The organism is Nioella sp. (assembly GCF_965215655.1).
In the GTDB taxonomy this organism is placed as follows: domain Bacteria; phylum Pseudomonadota; class Alphaproteobacteria; order Rhodobacterales; family Rhodobacteraceae; genus Nioella.
In genome coordinates, this window is sequence record NZ_OZ244111.1 from 932,541 (window position 1) to 948,305 (window position 15,765).

Here is a 15,765-nt window from a genome sequence, read left to right on the forward strand (position 1 = left end):
GGGCGCCTTTTCGTTCCTATTCCGCTGTCAGAAGCGGTGGCTTCTTCGACGTGATCCGCCGCGCGCCCGGTTCTTCGATGCGCAGGTCGATCTCGCCATCCTTGACACCAACCTTGACATTGCCGCCCTTGGCAAGCTTGCCGAACAGAAGCTCTTCGGCCAGCGGCTTCTTGATGTGCTCCTGGATGACGCGGCCAAGGGGGCGGGCGCCCATCTTGTCGTCATAGCCCTTGTCCGCCAGCCACTCTGCGGCGGGCCGCGTCAGTTCGATGGTCACGTTGCGGTCCAGAAGCTGCGCTTCTAGTTGCAGTACGAATTTCTCGACCACCTGCAGGATCACCTCTTTCGGCAGCGCCCCGAAGGAGATCACCGCATCCAGACGGTTGCGGAACTCGGGCGTGAAGGTGCGCTCGATGGCGGCGGTATCCTCGCCCTCGCGCCGGTCGCGACCAAAGCCGATGGCGGATTTCGCCTGTTCCGCCGCGCCCGCGTTCGAGGTCATGATCAGCACGACGTTGCGGAAATCGACGGACCGTCCGTTATGATCGGTCAGCGTGCCGTGGTCCATCACCTGCAGCAGGATGTTGAACACGTCCGGGTGGGCCTTCTCGATCTCGTCGAGCAGCAGCACACAATGGGGATGCTGGTCGATACCGTCGGTCAGCAGGCCCCCCTGATCGAAGCCCACATAGCCCGGGGGCGCGCCGATCAGGCGGCTGACGGCGTGTTTCTCCATGTATTCCGACATGTCGAAGCGCAGCAATTCCACCCCGAGCGTATCGGCCAGTTGCTTGGCGACCTCGGTCTTGCCGACACCGGTGGGGCCGGCGAACAGGTAGTTGCCGATGGGCTTTTCGGGTTCGCGCAATCCCGCGCGGGCCAGTTTGATGGCGCTGGCGAGCGCTTCGATGGCCTTGTCCTGCCCGAACACCACGCGCTTGAGGCTGCGTTCGAGATCTTTCAGAACCTCAGCGTCATCCTTCGAGACGTTCTTGGGCGGGATGCGGGCGATCTTGGCCACGACGGCCTCGATCTCTTTCGCGCCGATGGTCTTGCGGCGCTTGGATTCGGCCACCAGATGCTGCGCGGCCCCGGCCTCGTCGATCACGTCGATGGCCTTGTCCGGCAGTTTTCGGTCATTGATATAGCGCGCCGACAGTTCCACCGCCGCCTTGATAGCGTCATTGGTGTACTTGATGTCGTGGTGGTCCTCGAAATAGGGTTTGAGGCCCTTGAGGATCTTCACGGTGTCTTCCACCGAGGGCTCATTCACGTCGATCTTCTGGAACCGGCGGCTGAGCGCGCGGTCCTTTTCGAAATGCTGACGGAACTCCTTGTAAGTGGTCGAGCCCATGCAGCGCAGCTTGCCGCCCTGCAACGCGGGCTTCAGCAGGTTCGAGGCGTCCATCGCCCCGCCGGATGTCGCGCCCGCGCCGATCACGGTGTGGATTTCGTCGATGAACAGCACCGCGTCGGGGTGATCTTCCAGTTCGCTGACCACGGCCTTCAGCCGCTCCTCGAAATCGCCACGATAGCGGGTGCCCGCCAAAAGCGCGCCCATGTCGAGCGAATAGATCGTGGCCCCTTGCAGAACCTCGGGCGTCTGACCCTCGACGATCTTCTTGGCCAGTCCTTCCGCAATGGCGGTCTTGCCCACGCCGGGATCGCCCACCAGAAGCGGGTTGTTCTTGCGGCGGCGGCACAGCACCTGAATGCAGCGTTCCACCTCGTGCTCTCGCCCGATCAGCGGGTCGATATCCCCTTTTACGGATTTGGCGTTCAGGTCGACGCAATACTTGGCCAGCGCCGATTCCTTGCCGTCGCCCTCGGAGGCGGTTTCAGCATTGCCGTGAATGCTGTCCTCTTCATTTGCCCCGCTTACGGGACGGGATTCGCCGAAGGACGGGTCTTTCGCAACGCCATGGGCAATGAAATTCACCGCGTCATAGCGGGTCATGTCCTGTTCCTGCAGGAAATAGGCGGCATTGGATTCGCGTTCTGCGAAGATCGCCACCAGCACATTCGCACCGGTCACTTCGGTCCGGCCAGAGCTTTGGACATGGATCGCGGCGCGCTGGATCACGCGCTGGAAGGCGGCGGTCGGCACCGCCTCGGACCCTTCCACATCGGTGACCAGCGTCGACAGCTCCTCGTCGATGAATTCCACAAGGGTCTGGCGCAGCTCTTCAAGATCGACGGAACAGGCCTGCATGACCTTCATCGCGTCAGGCTCTTCCAGAAGGGCGAGCAGCAGATGCTCCAGAGTTGCGAGTTCATGACGGCGCGCATTGGCGTTCGCCAGCGCGGCGTGGATGGCCTGCTCAAGGGTGTTCGAAAACGACGGCACTGCCTGTGCTCCTTTCGTTGCGCCGGACGGGCGAGGGGGCGCTCGCGTCCGACAGTGGCCTCATACTGTTAAGGTTCGGTTTTTGTCCGTGCAGTTCAAGGCATTTCTCTTCAATTTTTCTTTGCGCCCCTGCCATTTTTCGTGATGTCGCCTAATCGGGTGGCAAATGGGGGTGAATGCGCGCCGCTCAGAATCGGTCCTTGCGGGCACGGATTTCAGTGAAGACGGCCACATCGTCGGCGGTCTCCAGTCCAAGCTGCGCGCGGATGGCAGGGTCATGGGCGCGCAGGAAGGGGTTGGTGTCGAGTTCTTCCTGCAGGGTCGAGGGCACTGTGGACCGCCCTTCGGCGCGGGCGGTGGCGATGGCCTTGCTACGAGAGATAAGCGCCGGATTGCCGGGATCAATGGTCAGAGCGAATTTCGCGTTGCTGGCGGTGTATTCGTGGCCGGAACAGACCATGGTTTCCGGGGGCAGGGCGGCAAGCCGGGCAAGGCTTGCATGCATCATCTCGGGGCTGCCCTCGAACAGACGCCCGCAGCCAAGCGCCATCAGGCTGTCGGCGGTGAAGACGGCCTTGCTGCCCGGGAAGTGAAAGGCGATGTGGCCGACGGTGTGGCCGGAGACCTCGATCACTGTGCCGGTTTCGCCGCCGATGGTCACGGCGTCCCCGGGATTGACCGCATGATCCAGCGGTGGCAGGCGGCCCGCGTCGGCGGCGTTGCCCCAGGTCTTTGCCCCGGTCGCGTCCACCAACGGTGCGACGCCGTCGATATGGTCCCAGTGATGATGGGTGATCAGGATGTCGGTCAGCGTCCAGCCCCGCGCGGTCAATTCCGCCTGAATGGGCTCCGGGTCGGGCACATCGACAACCGCCGTGGCCCCGGAGGCTGCGTCATGCAGCAGGAAGGCATAGTTGTCCGCAAGGCAGGGAACGGTGACGATCTGCAAGGGCATGGCAATTTCCTTCTTCCCGGGTAAGCTGCCCCCCGACCGTCGCCCAAACCCGAGGGGGTTGCAATGCATCTCGACGTGCTGGACCTGCGCCAGTTCTACTACCGGACCCGGCTAGGCCGCATCGCGCAAAAGGCGGTGCGCGATCAGGTCACGGCGTTCTGGCCCGAGGCGCGAGGGCAGACGGTGGTGGGATTCGGTTTCGCGGTGCCGTTGCTGCGCCCCTATCTGGGCGAGGCGGAACGGGTCATCGGCCTGATGCCGGGCGCGCAGGGGGTGATGCCCTGGCCTGCGGGGCAGGACAATGTCAGTGTCCTATGCCACGAAACTCGCTGGCCGCTGCCTGCGGGGCTTGTCGACAGGCTTGTCTGCCTGCACGGGCTGGAAACATCTCAGCATCCCGCGGCGGTGCTGGAGGAATGCCACCGCGTTCTGGCACCGGGCGGCAAGGCGCTGTTCATCGTTCCGAACCGGGGCGGGCTGTGGGCGCGGCGCGATGCGACGCCCTTTGGCTTTGGCCGGCCCTATTCGCTCGGGCAACTGGAGGAGCAGATCCGCAATCACGGGTTCGAACCCGAACGCCACCGCGCCGCCCTGTTCGCGCCGCCCAGCCACGGGCGATTCTGGCTGAAAAGCTCTGAACTGGTCGAGAACATGGGCCGGAAACTGTCCAACTATTATGCGGGTGGGGTGATCATGCTGGAGGCCAGAAAACACACATTCGCCCCCACGCGGCCCGGTTTGGCAGAACGCGTCAAACGACCCCTGCGCATCCTCGATTCTGCGCCCCAGCCTGCCCGCGTTAGGGATAATGACGCCGTGTAGGGGCTTGTTCATCTCTCACGGGACGGGTGAATCGAAGGCATACCGTGGTGTGCCAAGGCATACAGTTGCACCTGACTCGCGCCTTATCCACAGAAAAAGCTTGAAAATTCACTAGCTTCAAAGCGTCGCAGGACGGCGAAAATTGCCAAAACCCCGGAAAAACAGGGGGTTCGGCGGAATCTCGCCAGATGCCGTGGCTGTTGCAGGCTGTAGAACCCTCTGATACATCCAGCGCGATTTCAGGTGGGCGGGGACAGATACCGCCTTTAGACAGAACCGCCGGGCACATCTCAGGATGTGGTCCCGGCCACTGTATCGGAAGGGTGGACGTGTCGGAAACAGCTTCGATCTCGACCGGCATTGCCTCGCGCTACGCGACGGCGGTGTTCGATCTTGCCACAGAGGATAATGCGCTCGATGCGCTGGAGGCCGATCTGGCCACGCTGGAAGGCGCATTGGCCGACAGCGCAGACCTGCGGGATCTGATCGCGTCGCCGATCTATTCGCGCGAAGACATGCAGGCCGGAATTGCGGCCGTTGCCTCGGCCATGGGCCTGGGTGCAATCATGTCCAACACGCTGAAACTGATGGCCACCAAGCGCCGTCTGTTCGTGGTGCCCCAGATGGCCGCCGCGCTGCGTGGGATGATCGCCGATCACAAAGGCGAAGTGACCGCCGATGTCGTGTCGGCCAAGGCGCTGACCAAAACCCAGTCCGACAAGCTGGCAAAGGCCCTCAAGGCCGCCGTTGGCAAGGACGTGAAACTGAATGCGACCGTCGATGAAGGTATCATTGGCGGTCTTGTCGTTAAGGTGGGCTCGAAGATGATCGACACGTCGATCCGCTCCAAGCTCAACACCCTCCAGAACACTATGAAAGAGGTCGGATAAATGACTATCCAAGCAGCCGAGATCTCTGCGATCCTCAAGGAGCAGATCAAGAGCTTTGGCCAGGAGGCCGAAGTCGCCGAGGTGGGCCGTGTGCTCTCCGTTGGTGACGGTATCGCCCGTGTTTACGGTCTGGACAATGTCCAGGCAGGTGAGATGGTCGAATTCCCCGGCGGCATCATGGGGATGGCGCTGAACCTCGAAGCCGACAACGTCGGTGTCGTGATCTTCGGCTCCGACCGGGACATCAAAGAAGGCGACACTGTCAAGCGCACCAACTCGATCGTGGACGTGCCCGCGGGCGACGGTCTGCTGGGTCGCGTTGTCGACGGTCTGGGCAACCCGATCGACGGCAAGGGTCCGATCGAAGCCTCTGAGCGTCGCATTGCAGACAGCAAGGCACCGGGCATCATCCCGCGTAAATCGGTGCACGAGCCGATGGCAACCGGCCTCAAGTCCGTTGACGCCATGATCCCGATCGGCCGTGGCCAGCGGGAACTGATCATCGGCGACCGTCAGACCGGTAAGACCGCCGTGGCGCTCGACGCGATCCTGAACCAGAAATCCTATAACGACGCCGCCGGCGACGACGAGAGCAAGAAGCTCTACTGCGTCTACGTGGCCGTTGGCCAGAAGCGCTCCACCGTTGCGCAGCTGGTGAAGAAGCTGGAAGAAACCGGCGCGATCGATTACTCGATCGTTGTGGCCGCCACCGCATCCGACCCCGCGCCGATGCAGTTCCTGGCCCCCTATGCCGCAACCGCAATGGCGGAATATTTCCGCGACAATGGCCGCCACGCGCTGATCATCTATGATGACCTGTCCAAGCAGGCCGTGTCCTATCGTCAGATGTCGCTGCTGCTGCGCCGCCCGCCGGGCCGCGAAGCCTACCCCGGTGACGTTTTCTACCTCCACTCCCGCCTGCTGGAGCGTTCCGCGAAGCTGAACGAAGACCATGGCGCTGGCTCGCTGACCGCTCTGCCGATCATCGAAACCCAGGGCGGCGACGTGTCGGCCTTTATTCCGACCAACGTGATCTCGATCACCGACGGTCAGATCTTCCTCGAAACCGAGCTGTTCTACCAGGGCATCCGCCCCGCCGTGAACACCGGTCTGTCGGTGTCGCGTGTGGGCTCGTCCGCACAGACCAAGGCGATGTCCTCGGTTGCCGGCCCGGTGAAACTGTCGCTCGCTCAGTACCGCGAGATGGCGGCCTTCGCCCAGTTCGGCTCTGACCTTGACGCCGCAACTCAGCGCCTGCTGAACCGGGGTGCCCGTCTGACCGAGCTGATGAAGCAGCCCCAGTATTCGCCGCTGACCAACGCAGAAATCGTCTGCGTGATCTACGCCGGTACCAACGGCTACCTCGACAACGTGGCAATGTCCGACGTCGGTCGCTTCGAGGCCGGTCTGCTGGCACATCTGCGTGGCAAGAACCAGGATCTGCTGGACGACATCACCAACAACGACCGCAAGGTCAAAGGTGAGCTCGAAGACAAGGTCAAGGCAGCACTCGACGACTTCGCCGCCGATTTCGCATAAGGAGGTCAGGCAATGCCAAACCTCAAGGACCTAAAAAACAGGATCGAGTCGGTCAAATCGACCCGCAAGATCACCAAGGCGATGCAGATGGTCGCCGCCGCCAAACTGCGCCGCGCGCAGGATGCGGCGGAGGCCGGTCGCCCCTATGCCGAACGGATGCAGGCCGTCATGGGCGGCCTCGCCGCCTCGGTCGGCAATTCCGACGGTGCCCCGCGTCTTCTGGCGGGCACCGGGTCCGATCAGACCCACCTGCTGGTGGTGCTGACGGCGGAGCGGGGGCTGTGCGGTGGCTTCAACTCGACGATCGTGCGTCTCGTACGCACCCGGATCGCCGATTTGCAGGCGCGTGGCAAAACCGTGAAGATCCTGACTGTGGGCAAGAAGGGCCGCGAACAGCTGCGCCGCGATTACGCCGATCTGATGGTGGGTCATGTCGACCTGTCGGATGTGAAGCGCGTGGGCTACGCAAATGCGGCCGAGATCGCCGGTGACATCCTTGCGCGTTTCGACGCCGGGGAATTCGACGTCGCCTCGATCTACTTCAACACGTTCCAATCGGTGATCAGCCAGATCCCGACCGAAACCCAGATCATTCCGGCCAAGTTCGAAGCGCCCGAGGCGGACGATGCCTCGACGCTCTATGACTATGAACCGTCGGAAGAAGCCATTCTGGAAGACCTGCTGCCGCGCGGTGTTGCAACGCAGATCTTCTCGGCCCTGCTGGAAAACGGGGCGTCCGAACAGGGCGCACGGATGTCGGCGATGGACAACGCAACGCGGAACGCTGGCGAGATGATCGACAAGCTGACAATCGAGTTCAACCGCTCGCGTCAGGCCGTCATCACCAACGAGCTGATCGAAATCATTTCGGGCGCCGAGGCGCTCTGACGAAATCTGGAGAAACGACATGGCACAAGCAGTCGGCAAAATCACGCAGGTCATCGGCGCTGTCGTTGACGTGCAGTTCGAGGATCATCTGCCCGAGATTCTCAACGCGCTGAACACCGAGAACAACGGCAAGGCCCTTGTTCTGGAAGTGGCACAGCACCTGGGCGAAAACACCGTGCGGACCATCGCTATGGACGCCACCGAAGGTCTGGTGCGTGGCGCATCCGTCACCGACACCGGCGCCCCCATCTCGGTTCCGGTCGGCAACGCCACCCTGGGCCGCATCCTGAACGTGATCGGCGAGCCCGTTGACGAAAAGGGCCCGGTGAACGCGTCGGAAACCCGCGCCATCCACCAGCCCGCACCGGAATTCGAAGAGCAGTCCACTGCCTCCGAAATCCTCGTCACCGGCATCAAAGTGGTCGACCTTCTGGCACCCTATTCCAAGGGTGGTAAGATCGGCCTCTTCGGCGGTGCCGGCGTGGGCAAGACCGTTCTCATCATGGAACTGATCAACAACATCGCAAAGGTGCACTCGGGCTTCTCCGTGTTCGCCGGTGTGGGGGAACGGACCCGTGAGGGCAACGACCTCTACCACGAGATGATCGAATCCAACGTGATCAAGCCCGACAACCTGGAAGAATCGCAGGTTGCCCTGGTTTACGGTCAGATGAACGAGCCTCCGGGGGCGCGTGCCCGTGTTGCGCTGACCGGTCTGACCCTGGCCGAGCAGTTCCGCGACCAGTCCGGGACCGACGTTCTGTTCTTCGTCGACAACATCTTCCGCTTCACCCAGGCCGGGTCCGAGGTGTCCGCACTTCTGGGTCGTATCCCGTCTGCTGTGGGCTACCAGCCGACGCTGGCCACCGACATGGGCGCGATGCAGGAACGCATTACCTCGACCAAGTCCGGCTCGATCACCTCGATCCAGGCCGTCTACGTTCCCGCGGACGACCTTACCGACCCGGCCCCGGCCACGACCTTCGCCCACCTCGACGCAACCACCGTTCTGTCGCGTGCGATCTCCGAGCTCGGGATTTACCCGGCCGTGGACCCGCTCGACAGCTCCAGCCGGATCCTCGATCCGCAGGTTGTCGGTGAAGAGCACTACCAGGTTGCCCGTGACGTTCAGGGTATCCTTCAGCGCTACAAGTCGCTGCAGGACATCATCGCCATTCTCGGCATGGACGAACTGTCGGAAGAGGACAAGCTGACCGTGGCCCGCGCCCGGAAGATTCAGCGTTTCCTTTCGCAGCCCTTCGACGTGGCGAAAGTGTTCACCGGTTCTGACGGTGTGCAGGTTCCGCTGGAAGACACCATCGCCTCGTTCAAGGCGGTTGTGGCCGGCGAATACGACCACCTGCCCGAAGCGGCCTTCTACATGGTTGGCGGCATCGACGAAGTGATCGCAAAAGCCGAGCGCCTGGCCGCAGAAGCAGCCTAAGGAGTAACCGATGGCCGATATGATGCAGTTCGACCTTGTGTCGCCGGAAAAGAGGCTGGCCTCTTTCGAAGCGTCCTCGGTCCAGATTCCGGGTGCCGACGGCGACCTGACGGCGATGCCGGGGCACAGCCCCGTCATCACCACCCTGCGTCCGGGCGTGGTCCGGGTGCAGTCGGCCGACGGCGATAAAAGCTATGTCGTGACCTCTGGCTTTGTCGAGGTCACCGCAGGCTCCGTCTCGGTGATCGCCGAGCGTGCCCATGCCGGGGATGAGGTCCGCAAGGACGACCTCTCCGATCTTCTGGAAGAGGCCCGTGCAAAGGCCGCTTCCGCCGAAGCCGACCAGAAAGACGGGGCCGAGAAATTCGTCGCCGATCTGGTCCAGCTTCTGGAAGACATGGACTAAGCCCGCTGCCCGGCGGCAAGACAGACAGAAACGCCCCGCGCCGGACCGGTTGCGGGGCGCTTTCTTTTAACCGATTTGTGAACGGCTTTTTTCCAACTACTGCCGTATTCATCCTGCAAAACGCGGGTCGGCCATAGCGATTGAGCAGATGAAAAAGATCAGAAACAACCTCGTTGGCGTCGATCAGGGCAGTCATTTGCTGTTCGAGGATTACGATGTCGGTGGCGAAATGTGGACTGGCACGGGCAACCGCGAGGTTTGGCATCCCGTGCGCTTTGCTCAGCCGTTCAAGACGCCGCCCGCTGTGCATGTGTCCGTTACCATGTGGGACATGTCGACCGAGGCCAACCAGCGTGCCGATATCCGCGCCGCCAATATCCGCAGCGACGGGTTCGAACTGGTCTTTACCACCTGGGAAGACACCAAGATCGCCCGCGTTCGCGCCGACTGGATGGCGATTGGCGAGTTGCCTTACGAGGATGACTGGGATCTCTACTGATCCGGCCCGTCAGGCACCTCGATAGCCCTTGGCTTGGCCTTGTGCTCCGGCTCCACATGGATGGTGATATTGGCATCGGGTACCGCCGCTTTCAGCGCGGCCTCGACCCGGTCGCAGATCTCATGTGATGCTGTCACCGTCGTTTCCCCCGGCATCACCAGATGGAAGTCGATGAACGTCACCTTGCCCGCGTGACGCGTGCGCAGGTCATGGGCCTGCACCGCGCCCGTGGCGTGGGAGGCGATGACATCGCTGATGATCTGTAGCGTCTCTTCCGGCACCGCCTCATCCAGCAGCCCGTTGAGCGAGTCCTTGATGACCTTGGACCCGGACCAGAGGATATTCACAGCCACGATCGCCGCCATGATCGGATCGAGTAGCCAGAACCCGGTGGCCCAGGCCAGCAGGATCCCGACCGCAACCCCGCCGGACGTAACCACATCCGCCAGCAGGTGTTTGCCATCGGCCACCAGAGCAGGGGAGCGTTCGCGCCGCCCCCAGGTCAGCAGAATCCAGCACCAGACGCCGTTCAAGCCCGTTGCCAACCCGTTGATTATCAGACCTGCCAACGGCGCGTCGATGGCGCGCGGGGCAAGGATGCCCTCATAGGCTTCGCGCAGGATCAGAAGGGCCGCGATGATGATCATCACGCCTTCCAGCACCGCGCTGAAGAACTCTGCCTTATGGTGGCCGTAAGGGTGATTGGCATCGGCTGGCCGGGCCGCGACGCGAACAGCGATCAGGGCGGCAAGGGCCGTGGCCACGTTCACGGTGCTTTCCAGCGCGTCCGACAACAGAGCCACCGACCCGGTGATCCAGTAGGCCAGCCCCTTCAGGGCCAGCACCACGAATCCCAGGATCAGGCTGCCAATGGCAAGTTTGATCGTTGTCGACATGGGGCAGGTCCCCCGGTTGGGACTTCCAGAGCGGCAGGGACAGGCAAGGGCCTGCGCGCTCAGCCGCGCGAATAAAGCCCTTCATAGATCGGTGCCAGCGTCTCATCCTGGAAAAGAGACGAGACCGAGGTGCCCGACCAGGTGTTCAGGATCGCCTGCGCGAACATCGGTGCGGTCGGCACAATGCGAATATTGGGCGCTGCCTTGGTGGCGTCGGTGGCCTCGATAGAGTCGGTGATGACCAGCGATTTCATGACCGACTTGCTGACCCGCTCGATCGCCGGGCCAGAGAGGACGCCATGGGTGATATAGGAATGCACTTCCTTCGCGCCATGCTCCATCAACACCTCGGCGGCCTTGCACAGCGTTCCGGCTGTGTCGCAGATATCGTCCACGATAATGCATTTCTTGCCGGTCACATCGCCGATCACGGTCATCTCTGCCACTTCACCCGGCTTCTCGCGGCGCTTGTCGACGATGGACAGCGGTGCGTTGATGCGCTTGGCCAGCTCGCGGGCCCGCGCCACGCCGCCCACATCGGGCGAGATCACCATGATATCCTCCATCTGCCCCTTGAAGTGGTGCATGATGTCAAGCGCGAAGATCGGTGCGGCGTAAAGGTTGTCGACGGGGATGTCGAAAAACCCCTGGATCTGGGTAGCATGCAAATCGAGCGTCAGGATGCGTTCGATGCCGGCCCCCACCAGCATGTTTGCGACCAGTTTTGCACTGATCGGGGTGCGGGCCTTGGTGCGGCGGTCCTGGCGGGCATAGCCGAAATAGGGGATCACGGCGGTGATGCGGCTGGCTGATGAGCGGCGCAGCGCATCGGCCATGATCAGCAGTTCCATCAGATTGTCATTGGCGGGGTTCGAGGTGCTCTGGATAATGAACATATCCTCACCGCGCACGTTCTCGAACACTTCGACGAAAATCTCGCCGTCGTTGAACCGCTCCACGCGGGCTTCAACAAGACCAACTGACATGCCGCGATGAAGCGACATCCGGCGGGCGATGGCCTGTGCCAGCGGCTGGTTGGAATTGCCGGAAATGAGCTTGGGATCGGATGCGGACATGGCAGCTGTCTCTCGAGTCGCTAGTGTAACAGGACGTTGACACCCCCTAACATCCAGCTACCAATCGCGAAAGACCAAAGGAAGACGCAGCATGGCTAACATCGACTACTATTTCTCCACTCTTTCGCCCTTCACCTATCTCGCGGGGACGCGATTGGAGGAAATCGCCACACGCCACGGCGCAACGATCACCTACAAGCCGATGGATATCGCAACGCTCTTCACCCGCACCGGCGGCGTGGCGTTGCCCGACCGGCATGCAGCCCGCAAGGCCTACCGGTTGCAGGAGTTGCGGCGGGGGGCGAAAAAGGCCGGTCTGCCGATCAACGAACAGCCCTTTTTCTTCCCAACTAACCCCGCGCCGTCCTCCTACGCGATCATCTCGGCGCAGAAGGCGGGCGGCGGAGATTTGGGCGGGCTGGTGCACGGCATGCTTGCGGCGATCTGGGCCGGAAACAGGGATATCGCCGACAACGAGGTGATCCGCGCCGTGTTGTCGGAAAATGGCTTCGATCCGGATCTCGCCGACAAGGGCATGCTGACGGCCGCAGAGGAATATGCCCGCAACCTTGAAGACGCGGTCAGCGCCAATGTCTTCGGTTCCCCGTTCTATATCGTGGACGGGTCTGAGTGTTTTTGGGGCCATGACCGGCTGGACGATCTGGATGCATATCTCGCGGGCGATCTGTGAGCGGATTTGCCCGAAGATGGGGGGATGGCCCGCGCGAGGTTCTGGCGCTGCACTGCTCGCTGGCCCATTCCGGCGCGTGGGAGGGCGTGGTTCGGGCGCTTGGGCCGGGCCTTCGCGTGACGGCACCCGACATCCTTGGCCATGGCAGGGCCCCCGACATCGACCCGGGGCGCGACCTGCATGACCAATGCTACGAGGCCGTGTTGCCACATCTGCCAGAGGGGCGCTTCGATGCCGTGGGGCACAGCTTTGGCGCGACCCTGGCGCTGCGCTTGGCCGAGGAGATGCCCGAACGCGTCCGTAGTCTGACCCTGATCGAACCGGTGCTGTTCGCGGCGGCGCAGGGAAGCGGTGTGTATCGCCCGTATCGAGCGCTCATTTCACGTTACGAGCGACTTTTGGCTGATGGGGACCGGAAAGCCGCAGCGCAGGAGTTTCTGCGTCTCTGGGGCGCGGATGGCGGGCTTGATGATATGCCCGAAGCTCAGCAGCGCTACATGATCGACCGCATCCACTTCATCAAGGCATCCGATGACGCGCTGTTTCATGACAGTGCCGGGCTGGTGCCGAGGCTTGGACAGGTGCGCGCGCCGACATTGCTAGTGCAGGGTGGGGATTGCCTGCCTGTAACAGCCGCCATCATTGACCGGATGGAACGGGAGATCGCAGACACCACCCGCATCAGCGTACCCGGCGCAGGCCATATGGTGCCGATCACCCATCCGGTGCCAGTGGCCGGGGCGATTGCCGATCTCTTCGCGCGGTCGGGGTAGGGCGCGGGAAGGCGCTTCGAAGCGCCTTGGCAAGAGCTTTCGAAAACTCTTGACCCGCGCCTTTGGCAACGCAGTCACGGAACACAAGGCTCTCCCGCGTGGTGAGGGTCAGCCGCGAAAGAGGGTCAGCAGACGCTCCACCGTCTCGCGTTCACAGGACCAGTCGCAGACGAAGCGGCAGCGAATGGGCTCGTCCTCCGGCCCATCCAGCGAGGCATTGAAGGGGAAGAGATAGTATTTCGCCCCCGCCGCCATCGCCCGTTTTTGGGCGCCGCGCGGGATATGGGCGAAGATCATGTTGCCGGCGGGTTCCGCCTCCAGCGAGGCGCCGGGCAGGACCTTGATGCCATCGGCCAGTTCACGGCAGCGCGCATTGGCCTGCTCCGCCAGCCGCAGCCACAGCCCGTCGGTCACGTAGGCGTCCATCTGGGCAGACAGGAACCGGTGCTTGGAGAAGAGATGCGCCCCGCGCTTGCGGCGCAGCTCCAGTTCCCACGCCTGCGCGGGGTCGAAGAAGACCACCGCCTCGACCCCCATACAGCCGTTCTTGGTGCCGCCGAAGCTGACCGCATCCACCCCGGCTTTCCATGTCATCTCGGCGGGCGTGCAGCCAAGCGCCGCGCAGGCATTGGCGAAGCGCGCTCCATCGAGATGCACTTTTAGCCCGTAGGATTTCGCAACATCCGTCACGGCGCGGATCTCGTCCAGCGTATAGGCGGTGCCGATTTCGGTGATGTTGGTGATCGAGACCGGCCCGCGCTGGACCCCATGCACGCCCTTGTCGCCAGTGGCCTTGATCGCGGCATCGAGGCTCGCCGGGTCCATCTTGCCATCGGGCCCGTCCACAAGCACCAGCTTGGCACCGTTGGTGTAGAATTCAGGCGCGCCGCATTCATCCTCTTCGGCATGGGCGATGCGATGGACGAAGACACCATCCCAGGGGTTGGCCAGCGTTGCCAGCGCCAGCGCATTGGCCGCCGTTCCGGTCGCCACGAGGTGAACCGAGGCTTCGGGCGCCTCAAAGAGATCGCGTATCTTCTGTGTTACGCCCGGCATAATCGTGTCGTTGCCATAGGGCATCTGGTAGCCCTCGTTCGCACGCAGCACGGCGTCCATGATTTCAGGCGCGGCGGGGCCGGTGTTGTCGGAGGCGAAGATCATGTGCCGGGCTCCTCGATGATATAGTCTTCCCATTCTTCTTCCGACACCTCGAACTCGGGCACCGTCAGCCCGCGCATCGACACGCCGGCAGAATGGACGCTTTCGGGGTCACCAGACACCAGAGGGTGCCAGTGGTAAAGGGGTTTGCCCTCGTGGCGCAGCCGGTAGGCACAGGTTTCGGGCATGAAATAGGCTACGTTGCCCATGGTCTCGGGCGTCAACTGGATGCATTCGGGGACCAGCGTCTTGCGGATCTCGTACTGCCCACAGCGACAGGTCTGGTCGTCGAGCAGGCGGCAGGCCACGCGGGTCAGCGCAACCTCGCCGCTCTCTTCATCTTCCAGCTTGTTGAGGCAGCATTTGCCGCAGCCATCGCAAAGCGCCTCCCACTCAGCAGGCGTCAGCTTTGCCAGCGGCAGCGTCCAGAACTCGCGCCGCAAACGGCTCATTCCAGCGCCTTCAGAATCGTGCGAGCCGTGTCGCTGTCGGCATCCATCTGGGTGATCAGCGCGTCGAGCCCGTCAAACTTCAGCTCGGGCCGCAGATAGTCGATCAGCGCGATAGAGAGGTCGGTGCCGTAGAGATCGCCCTTGAAGTCAAACAGGAAGGTTTCAAGGTTCGGCACAGCGCCGTTGAACATCGGCCTCACCCCAAGCGAGGCAACGCCGTGGTAATGGCCCGCATGGGGGCCGTCGAGCACATCGACCAGCACCGCGTAGACCCCGAGTTTCGGAAGGTGCAGCCCGTCGAGATTCATGTTGGCCGTGGGATAGCCCAATTGCCGGCCCCGCTTTTCGCCATGCACGATCTGGCCCTCTATCCGGTGCCAATGCCCAAGCATCGCGGCGGCATCACGGGGGCGGCCATCGGACAGCGCGTTGCGGATATTGGTGGAACTGATGGCCCCGAGATCGCCATGCAGAATGGGCACGATATCGACGTCGAACCCGAAGCGTCTGCCAAACTCGGACAGCATGTCGGTGTTGCCGACACGACCCTTGCCGAAGCAGAAGTCGGCCCCCACGATCACGCGCTTGAGGCCCAGACCCTCGGCCAGAACATCGCGGGCGAATTCTTCGGCGGTCAGGTGGGAGAGGGCGGTGTTGAAGGGCAGTTCATAGAGAATATCGACGCCGAGCTTTTCCAGACGGTGCGCCTTGGCCTCCGCATTCATCAGCCGGAAAGGGGGGGCGTCGGGGGCGAAGAACTGGCGCGGATGCGGTTCGAAGGTCAGAATGCCAAGCGGCAGGCCATCCACGCGGGCGCGGTCGATCACATGCTGGTGGCCCAGGTGAACCCCGTCGAAATTGCCGATGGCGGCAGAGGCGCCACGGTCTTCGGGCAGGGCATATTGATGGTCGCGCAGTATTCTCATGGC

General features: G+C 62.6%; 16 protein-coding genes. 9 read left to right on the forward strand and 7 right to left on the reverse strand.

Annotation, left to right across the window (positions count from 1 at the left end; translation table 11 throughout):
- Positions 1–16: 16 nt before the first annotated feature.
- Positions 17–2,347, reverse strand: coding sequence for an ATP-dependent Clp protease ATP-binding subunit ClpA (clpA, locus tag ACOOEX_RS04760; RefSeq protein WP_306044559.1), 2,331 nt, complete (start codon positions 2,345–2,347; stop codon positions 17–19).
- A 187-nt stretch (positions 2,348–2,534) separates the two neighbouring features.
- The gene (gene gloB / locus ACOOEX_RS04765) at positions 2,535–3,302 is read right to left on the reverse strand and encodes a hydroxyacylglutathione hydrolase (RefSeq protein ID WP_420397363.1); all 768 of its coding nucleotides are present in this window, start codon (positions 3,300–3,302) and stop codon (positions 2,535–2,537) included.
- A 63-nt stretch (positions 3,303–3,365) separates the two neighbouring features.
- On the opposite strand from gloB, the gene ACOOEX_RS04770 reads away from it, so the two are divergent.
- The 7 genes from ACOOEX_RS04770 (at position 3,366) to ACOOEX_RS04800 (ending at position 9,790) form a co-directional block, all read left to right on the forward strand.
- Positions 3,366–4,124: a class I SAM-dependent methyltransferase gene (locus ACOOEX_RS04770; RefSeq protein WP_420397364.1), complete on the forward strand. Its 759-nt coding sequence runs from the start codon at positions 3,366–3,368 to the stop codon at positions 4,122–4,124.
- A 329-nt stretch (positions 4,125–4,453) separates the two neighbouring features.
- Positions 4,454–5,014 carry a F0F1 ATP synthase subunit delta gene (locus ACOOEX_RS04775; RefSeq protein ID WP_420397365.1) on the forward strand — a complete coding sequence of 187 codons (561 nt, stop codon included), beginning with the start codon at positions 4,454–4,456 and terminating at the stop codon, positions 5,012–5,014.
- On the forward strand, positions 5,015–6,553 hold the full coding sequence (gene atpA, locus ACOOEX_RS04780; protein ID WP_420397366.1) for a F0F1 ATP synthase subunit alpha: 1,539 nt from the start codon (positions 5,015–5,017) through the stop codon (positions 6,551–6,553).
- A 12-nt stretch (positions 6,554–6,565) separates the two neighbouring features.
- A complete protein-coding gene (locus ACOOEX_RS04785; protein WP_420397367.1) occupies positions 6,566–7,441 on the forward strand; it encodes a F0F1 ATP synthase subunit gamma in 876 nt (291 codons plus the stop codon).
- Positions 7,442–7,460: 19 nt separating this feature from the next.
- Positions 7,461–8,885, forward strand: a complete 1,425-nt coding sequence (gene atpD, locus ACOOEX_RS04790; protein ID WP_420397368.1) for a F0F1 ATP synthase subunit beta — start codon at positions 7,461–7,463, stop codon at positions 8,883–8,885.
- Positions 8,886–8,895: 10 nt separating this feature from the next.
- Positions 8,896–9,291: a F0F1 ATP synthase subunit epsilon gene (locus ACOOEX_RS04795; protein WP_071688624.1), complete on the forward strand. Its 396-nt coding sequence runs from the start codon at positions 8,896–8,898 to the stop codon at positions 9,289–9,291.
- A 148-nt stretch (positions 9,292–9,439) separates the two neighbouring features.
- The gene (locus ACOOEX_RS04800; protein WP_420397369.1) at positions 9,440–9,790 is read left to right on the forward strand and encodes an H-type lectin domain-containing protein; all 351 of its coding nucleotides are present in this window, start codon (positions 9,440–9,442) and stop codon (positions 9,788–9,790) included.
- Here the strand turns inward: ACOOEX_RS04800 and ACOOEX_RS04805 are convergent.
- The gene (locus ACOOEX_RS04805; RefSeq protein ID WP_420397370.1) at positions 9,784–10,686 is read right to left on the reverse strand and encodes a cation diffusion facilitator family transporter; all 903 of its coding nucleotides are present in this window, start codon (positions 10,684–10,686) and stop codon (positions 9,784–9,786) included. The genes ACOOEX_RS04800 and ACOOEX_RS04805 overlap by 7 nt on opposite strands.
- 59 nt (positions 10,687–10,745) lie before the next feature.
- Positions 10,746–11,762 carry a ribose-phosphate pyrophosphokinase gene (locus ACOOEX_RS04810; protein ID WP_420397371.1) on the reverse strand — a complete coding sequence of 339 codons (1,017 nt, stop codon included), beginning with the start codon at positions 11,760–11,762 and terminating at the stop codon, positions 10,746–10,748.
- 91 nt (positions 11,763–11,853) lie between these two features.
- Between ACOOEX_RS04810 and ACOOEX_RS04815 the strand changes: the two genes are divergently transcribed.
- Both ACOOEX_RS04815 and ACOOEX_RS04820 read left to right on the forward strand, forming a co-directional pair.
- Entirely contained in the window at positions 11,854–12,453 is a 600-nt protein-coding gene (locus ACOOEX_RS04815; RefSeq protein ID WP_420397372.1) for a 2-hydroxychromene-2-carboxylate isomerase, read from the forward strand.
- Positions 12,450–13,226, forward strand: coding sequence for an alpha/beta fold hydrolase (locus tag ACOOEX_RS04820; RefSeq protein ID WP_420397373.1), 777 nt, complete (start codon positions 12,450–12,452; stop codon positions 13,224–13,226). Before ACOOEX_RS04815 ends, ACOOEX_RS04820 begins: the two co-directional genes overlap by 4 nt.
- A gap of 108 nt (positions 13,227–13,334) precedes the next feature.
- On the opposite strand, the gene ACOOEX_RS04825 is transcribed toward ACOOEX_RS04820, so the two are convergent.
- The 3 genes from ACOOEX_RS04825 to ACOOEX_RS04835 are packed head-to-tail and all read right to left on the reverse strand — an operon-like array spanning position 13,335 to position 15,762.
- Complete coding sequence (locus ACOOEX_RS04825) at positions 13,335–14,387, reverse strand: threonine aldolase family protein (protein ID WP_420397374.1); 1,053 nt, start codon at positions 14,385–14,387, stop codon at positions 13,335–13,337.
- A complete protein-coding gene (locus ACOOEX_RS04830) occupies positions 14,384–14,836 on the reverse strand; it encodes a YcgN family cysteine cluster protein (RefSeq protein ID WP_420397375.1) in 453 nt (150 codons plus the stop codon). The genes ACOOEX_RS04825 and ACOOEX_RS04830 overlap by 4 nt, the downstream gene beginning before the upstream one ends.
- The gene (locus ACOOEX_RS04835) at positions 14,833–15,762 is read right to left on the reverse strand and encodes a bifunctional riboflavin kinase/FAD synthetase (RefSeq protein ID WP_420397376.1); all 930 of its coding nucleotides are present in this window, start codon (positions 15,760–15,762) and stop codon (positions 14,833–14,835) included. Before ACOOEX_RS04835 ends, ACOOEX_RS04830 begins: the two co-directional genes overlap by 4 nt.
- Between the last annotated feature and the right edge of the window lie 3 nt (positions 15,763–15,765).

Bases quoted from the DNA above. Each gene is read 5' to 3' on its own strand.
- gloB (WP_420397363.1), bottom strand. From the start codon at position 3,302: ATGCCCTTGCAGATCGTCACCGTTCCCTGCCTTGCGGACAACTATGCC.
- ACOOEX_RS04770 (WP_420397364.1), top strand. From the start codon at position 3,366: ATGCATCTCGACGTGCTGGACCTGCGCCAGTTCTACTACCGGACCCGG.
- atpA (WP_420397366.1), top strand. From the start codon at position 5,015: ATGACTATCCAAGCAGCCGAGATCTCTGCGATCCTCAAGGAGCAGATC.
- ACOOEX_RS04785 (WP_420397367.1), top strand. From the start codon at position 6,566: ATGCCAAACCTCAAGGACCTAAAAAACAGGATCGAGTCGGTCAAATCG.
- atpD (WP_420397368.1), top strand. From the start codon at position 7,461: ATGGCACAAGCAGTCGGCAAAATCACGCAGGTCATCGGCGCTGTCGTT.
- ACOOEX_RS04795 (WP_071688624.1), top strand. From the start codon at position 8,896: ATGGCCGATATGATGCAGTTCGACCTTGTGTCGCCGGAAAAGAGGCTG.
- ACOOEX_RS04800 (WP_420397369.1), top strand. From the start codon at position 9,440: ATGAAAAAGATCAGAAACAACCTCGTTGGCGTCGATCAGGGCAGTCAT.
- ACOOEX_RS04805 (WP_420397370.1), bottom strand. From the start codon at position 10,686: ATGTCGACAACGATCAAACTTGCCATTGGCAGCCTGATCCTGGGATTC.
- ACOOEX_RS04810 (WP_420397371.1), bottom strand. From the start codon at position 11,762: ATGTCCGCATCCGATCCCAAGCTCATTTCCGGCAATTCCAACCAGCCG.
- ACOOEX_RS04815 (WP_420397372.1), top strand. From the start codon at position 11,854: ATGGCTAACATCGACTACTATTTCTCCACTCTTTCGCCCTTCACCTAT.
- ACOOEX_RS04825 (WP_420397374.1), bottom strand. From the start codon at position 14,387: ATGATCTTCGCCTCCGACAACACCGGCCCCGCCGCGCCTGAAATCATG.
- ACOOEX_RS04830 (WP_420397375.1), bottom strand. From the start codon at position 14,836: ATGAGCCGTTTGCGGCGCGAGTTCTGGACGCTGCCGCTGGCAAAGCTG.
- ACOOEX_RS04835 (WP_420397376.1), bottom strand. From the start codon at position 15,762: ATGAGAATACTGCGCGACCATCAATATGCCCTGCCCGAAGACCGTGGC.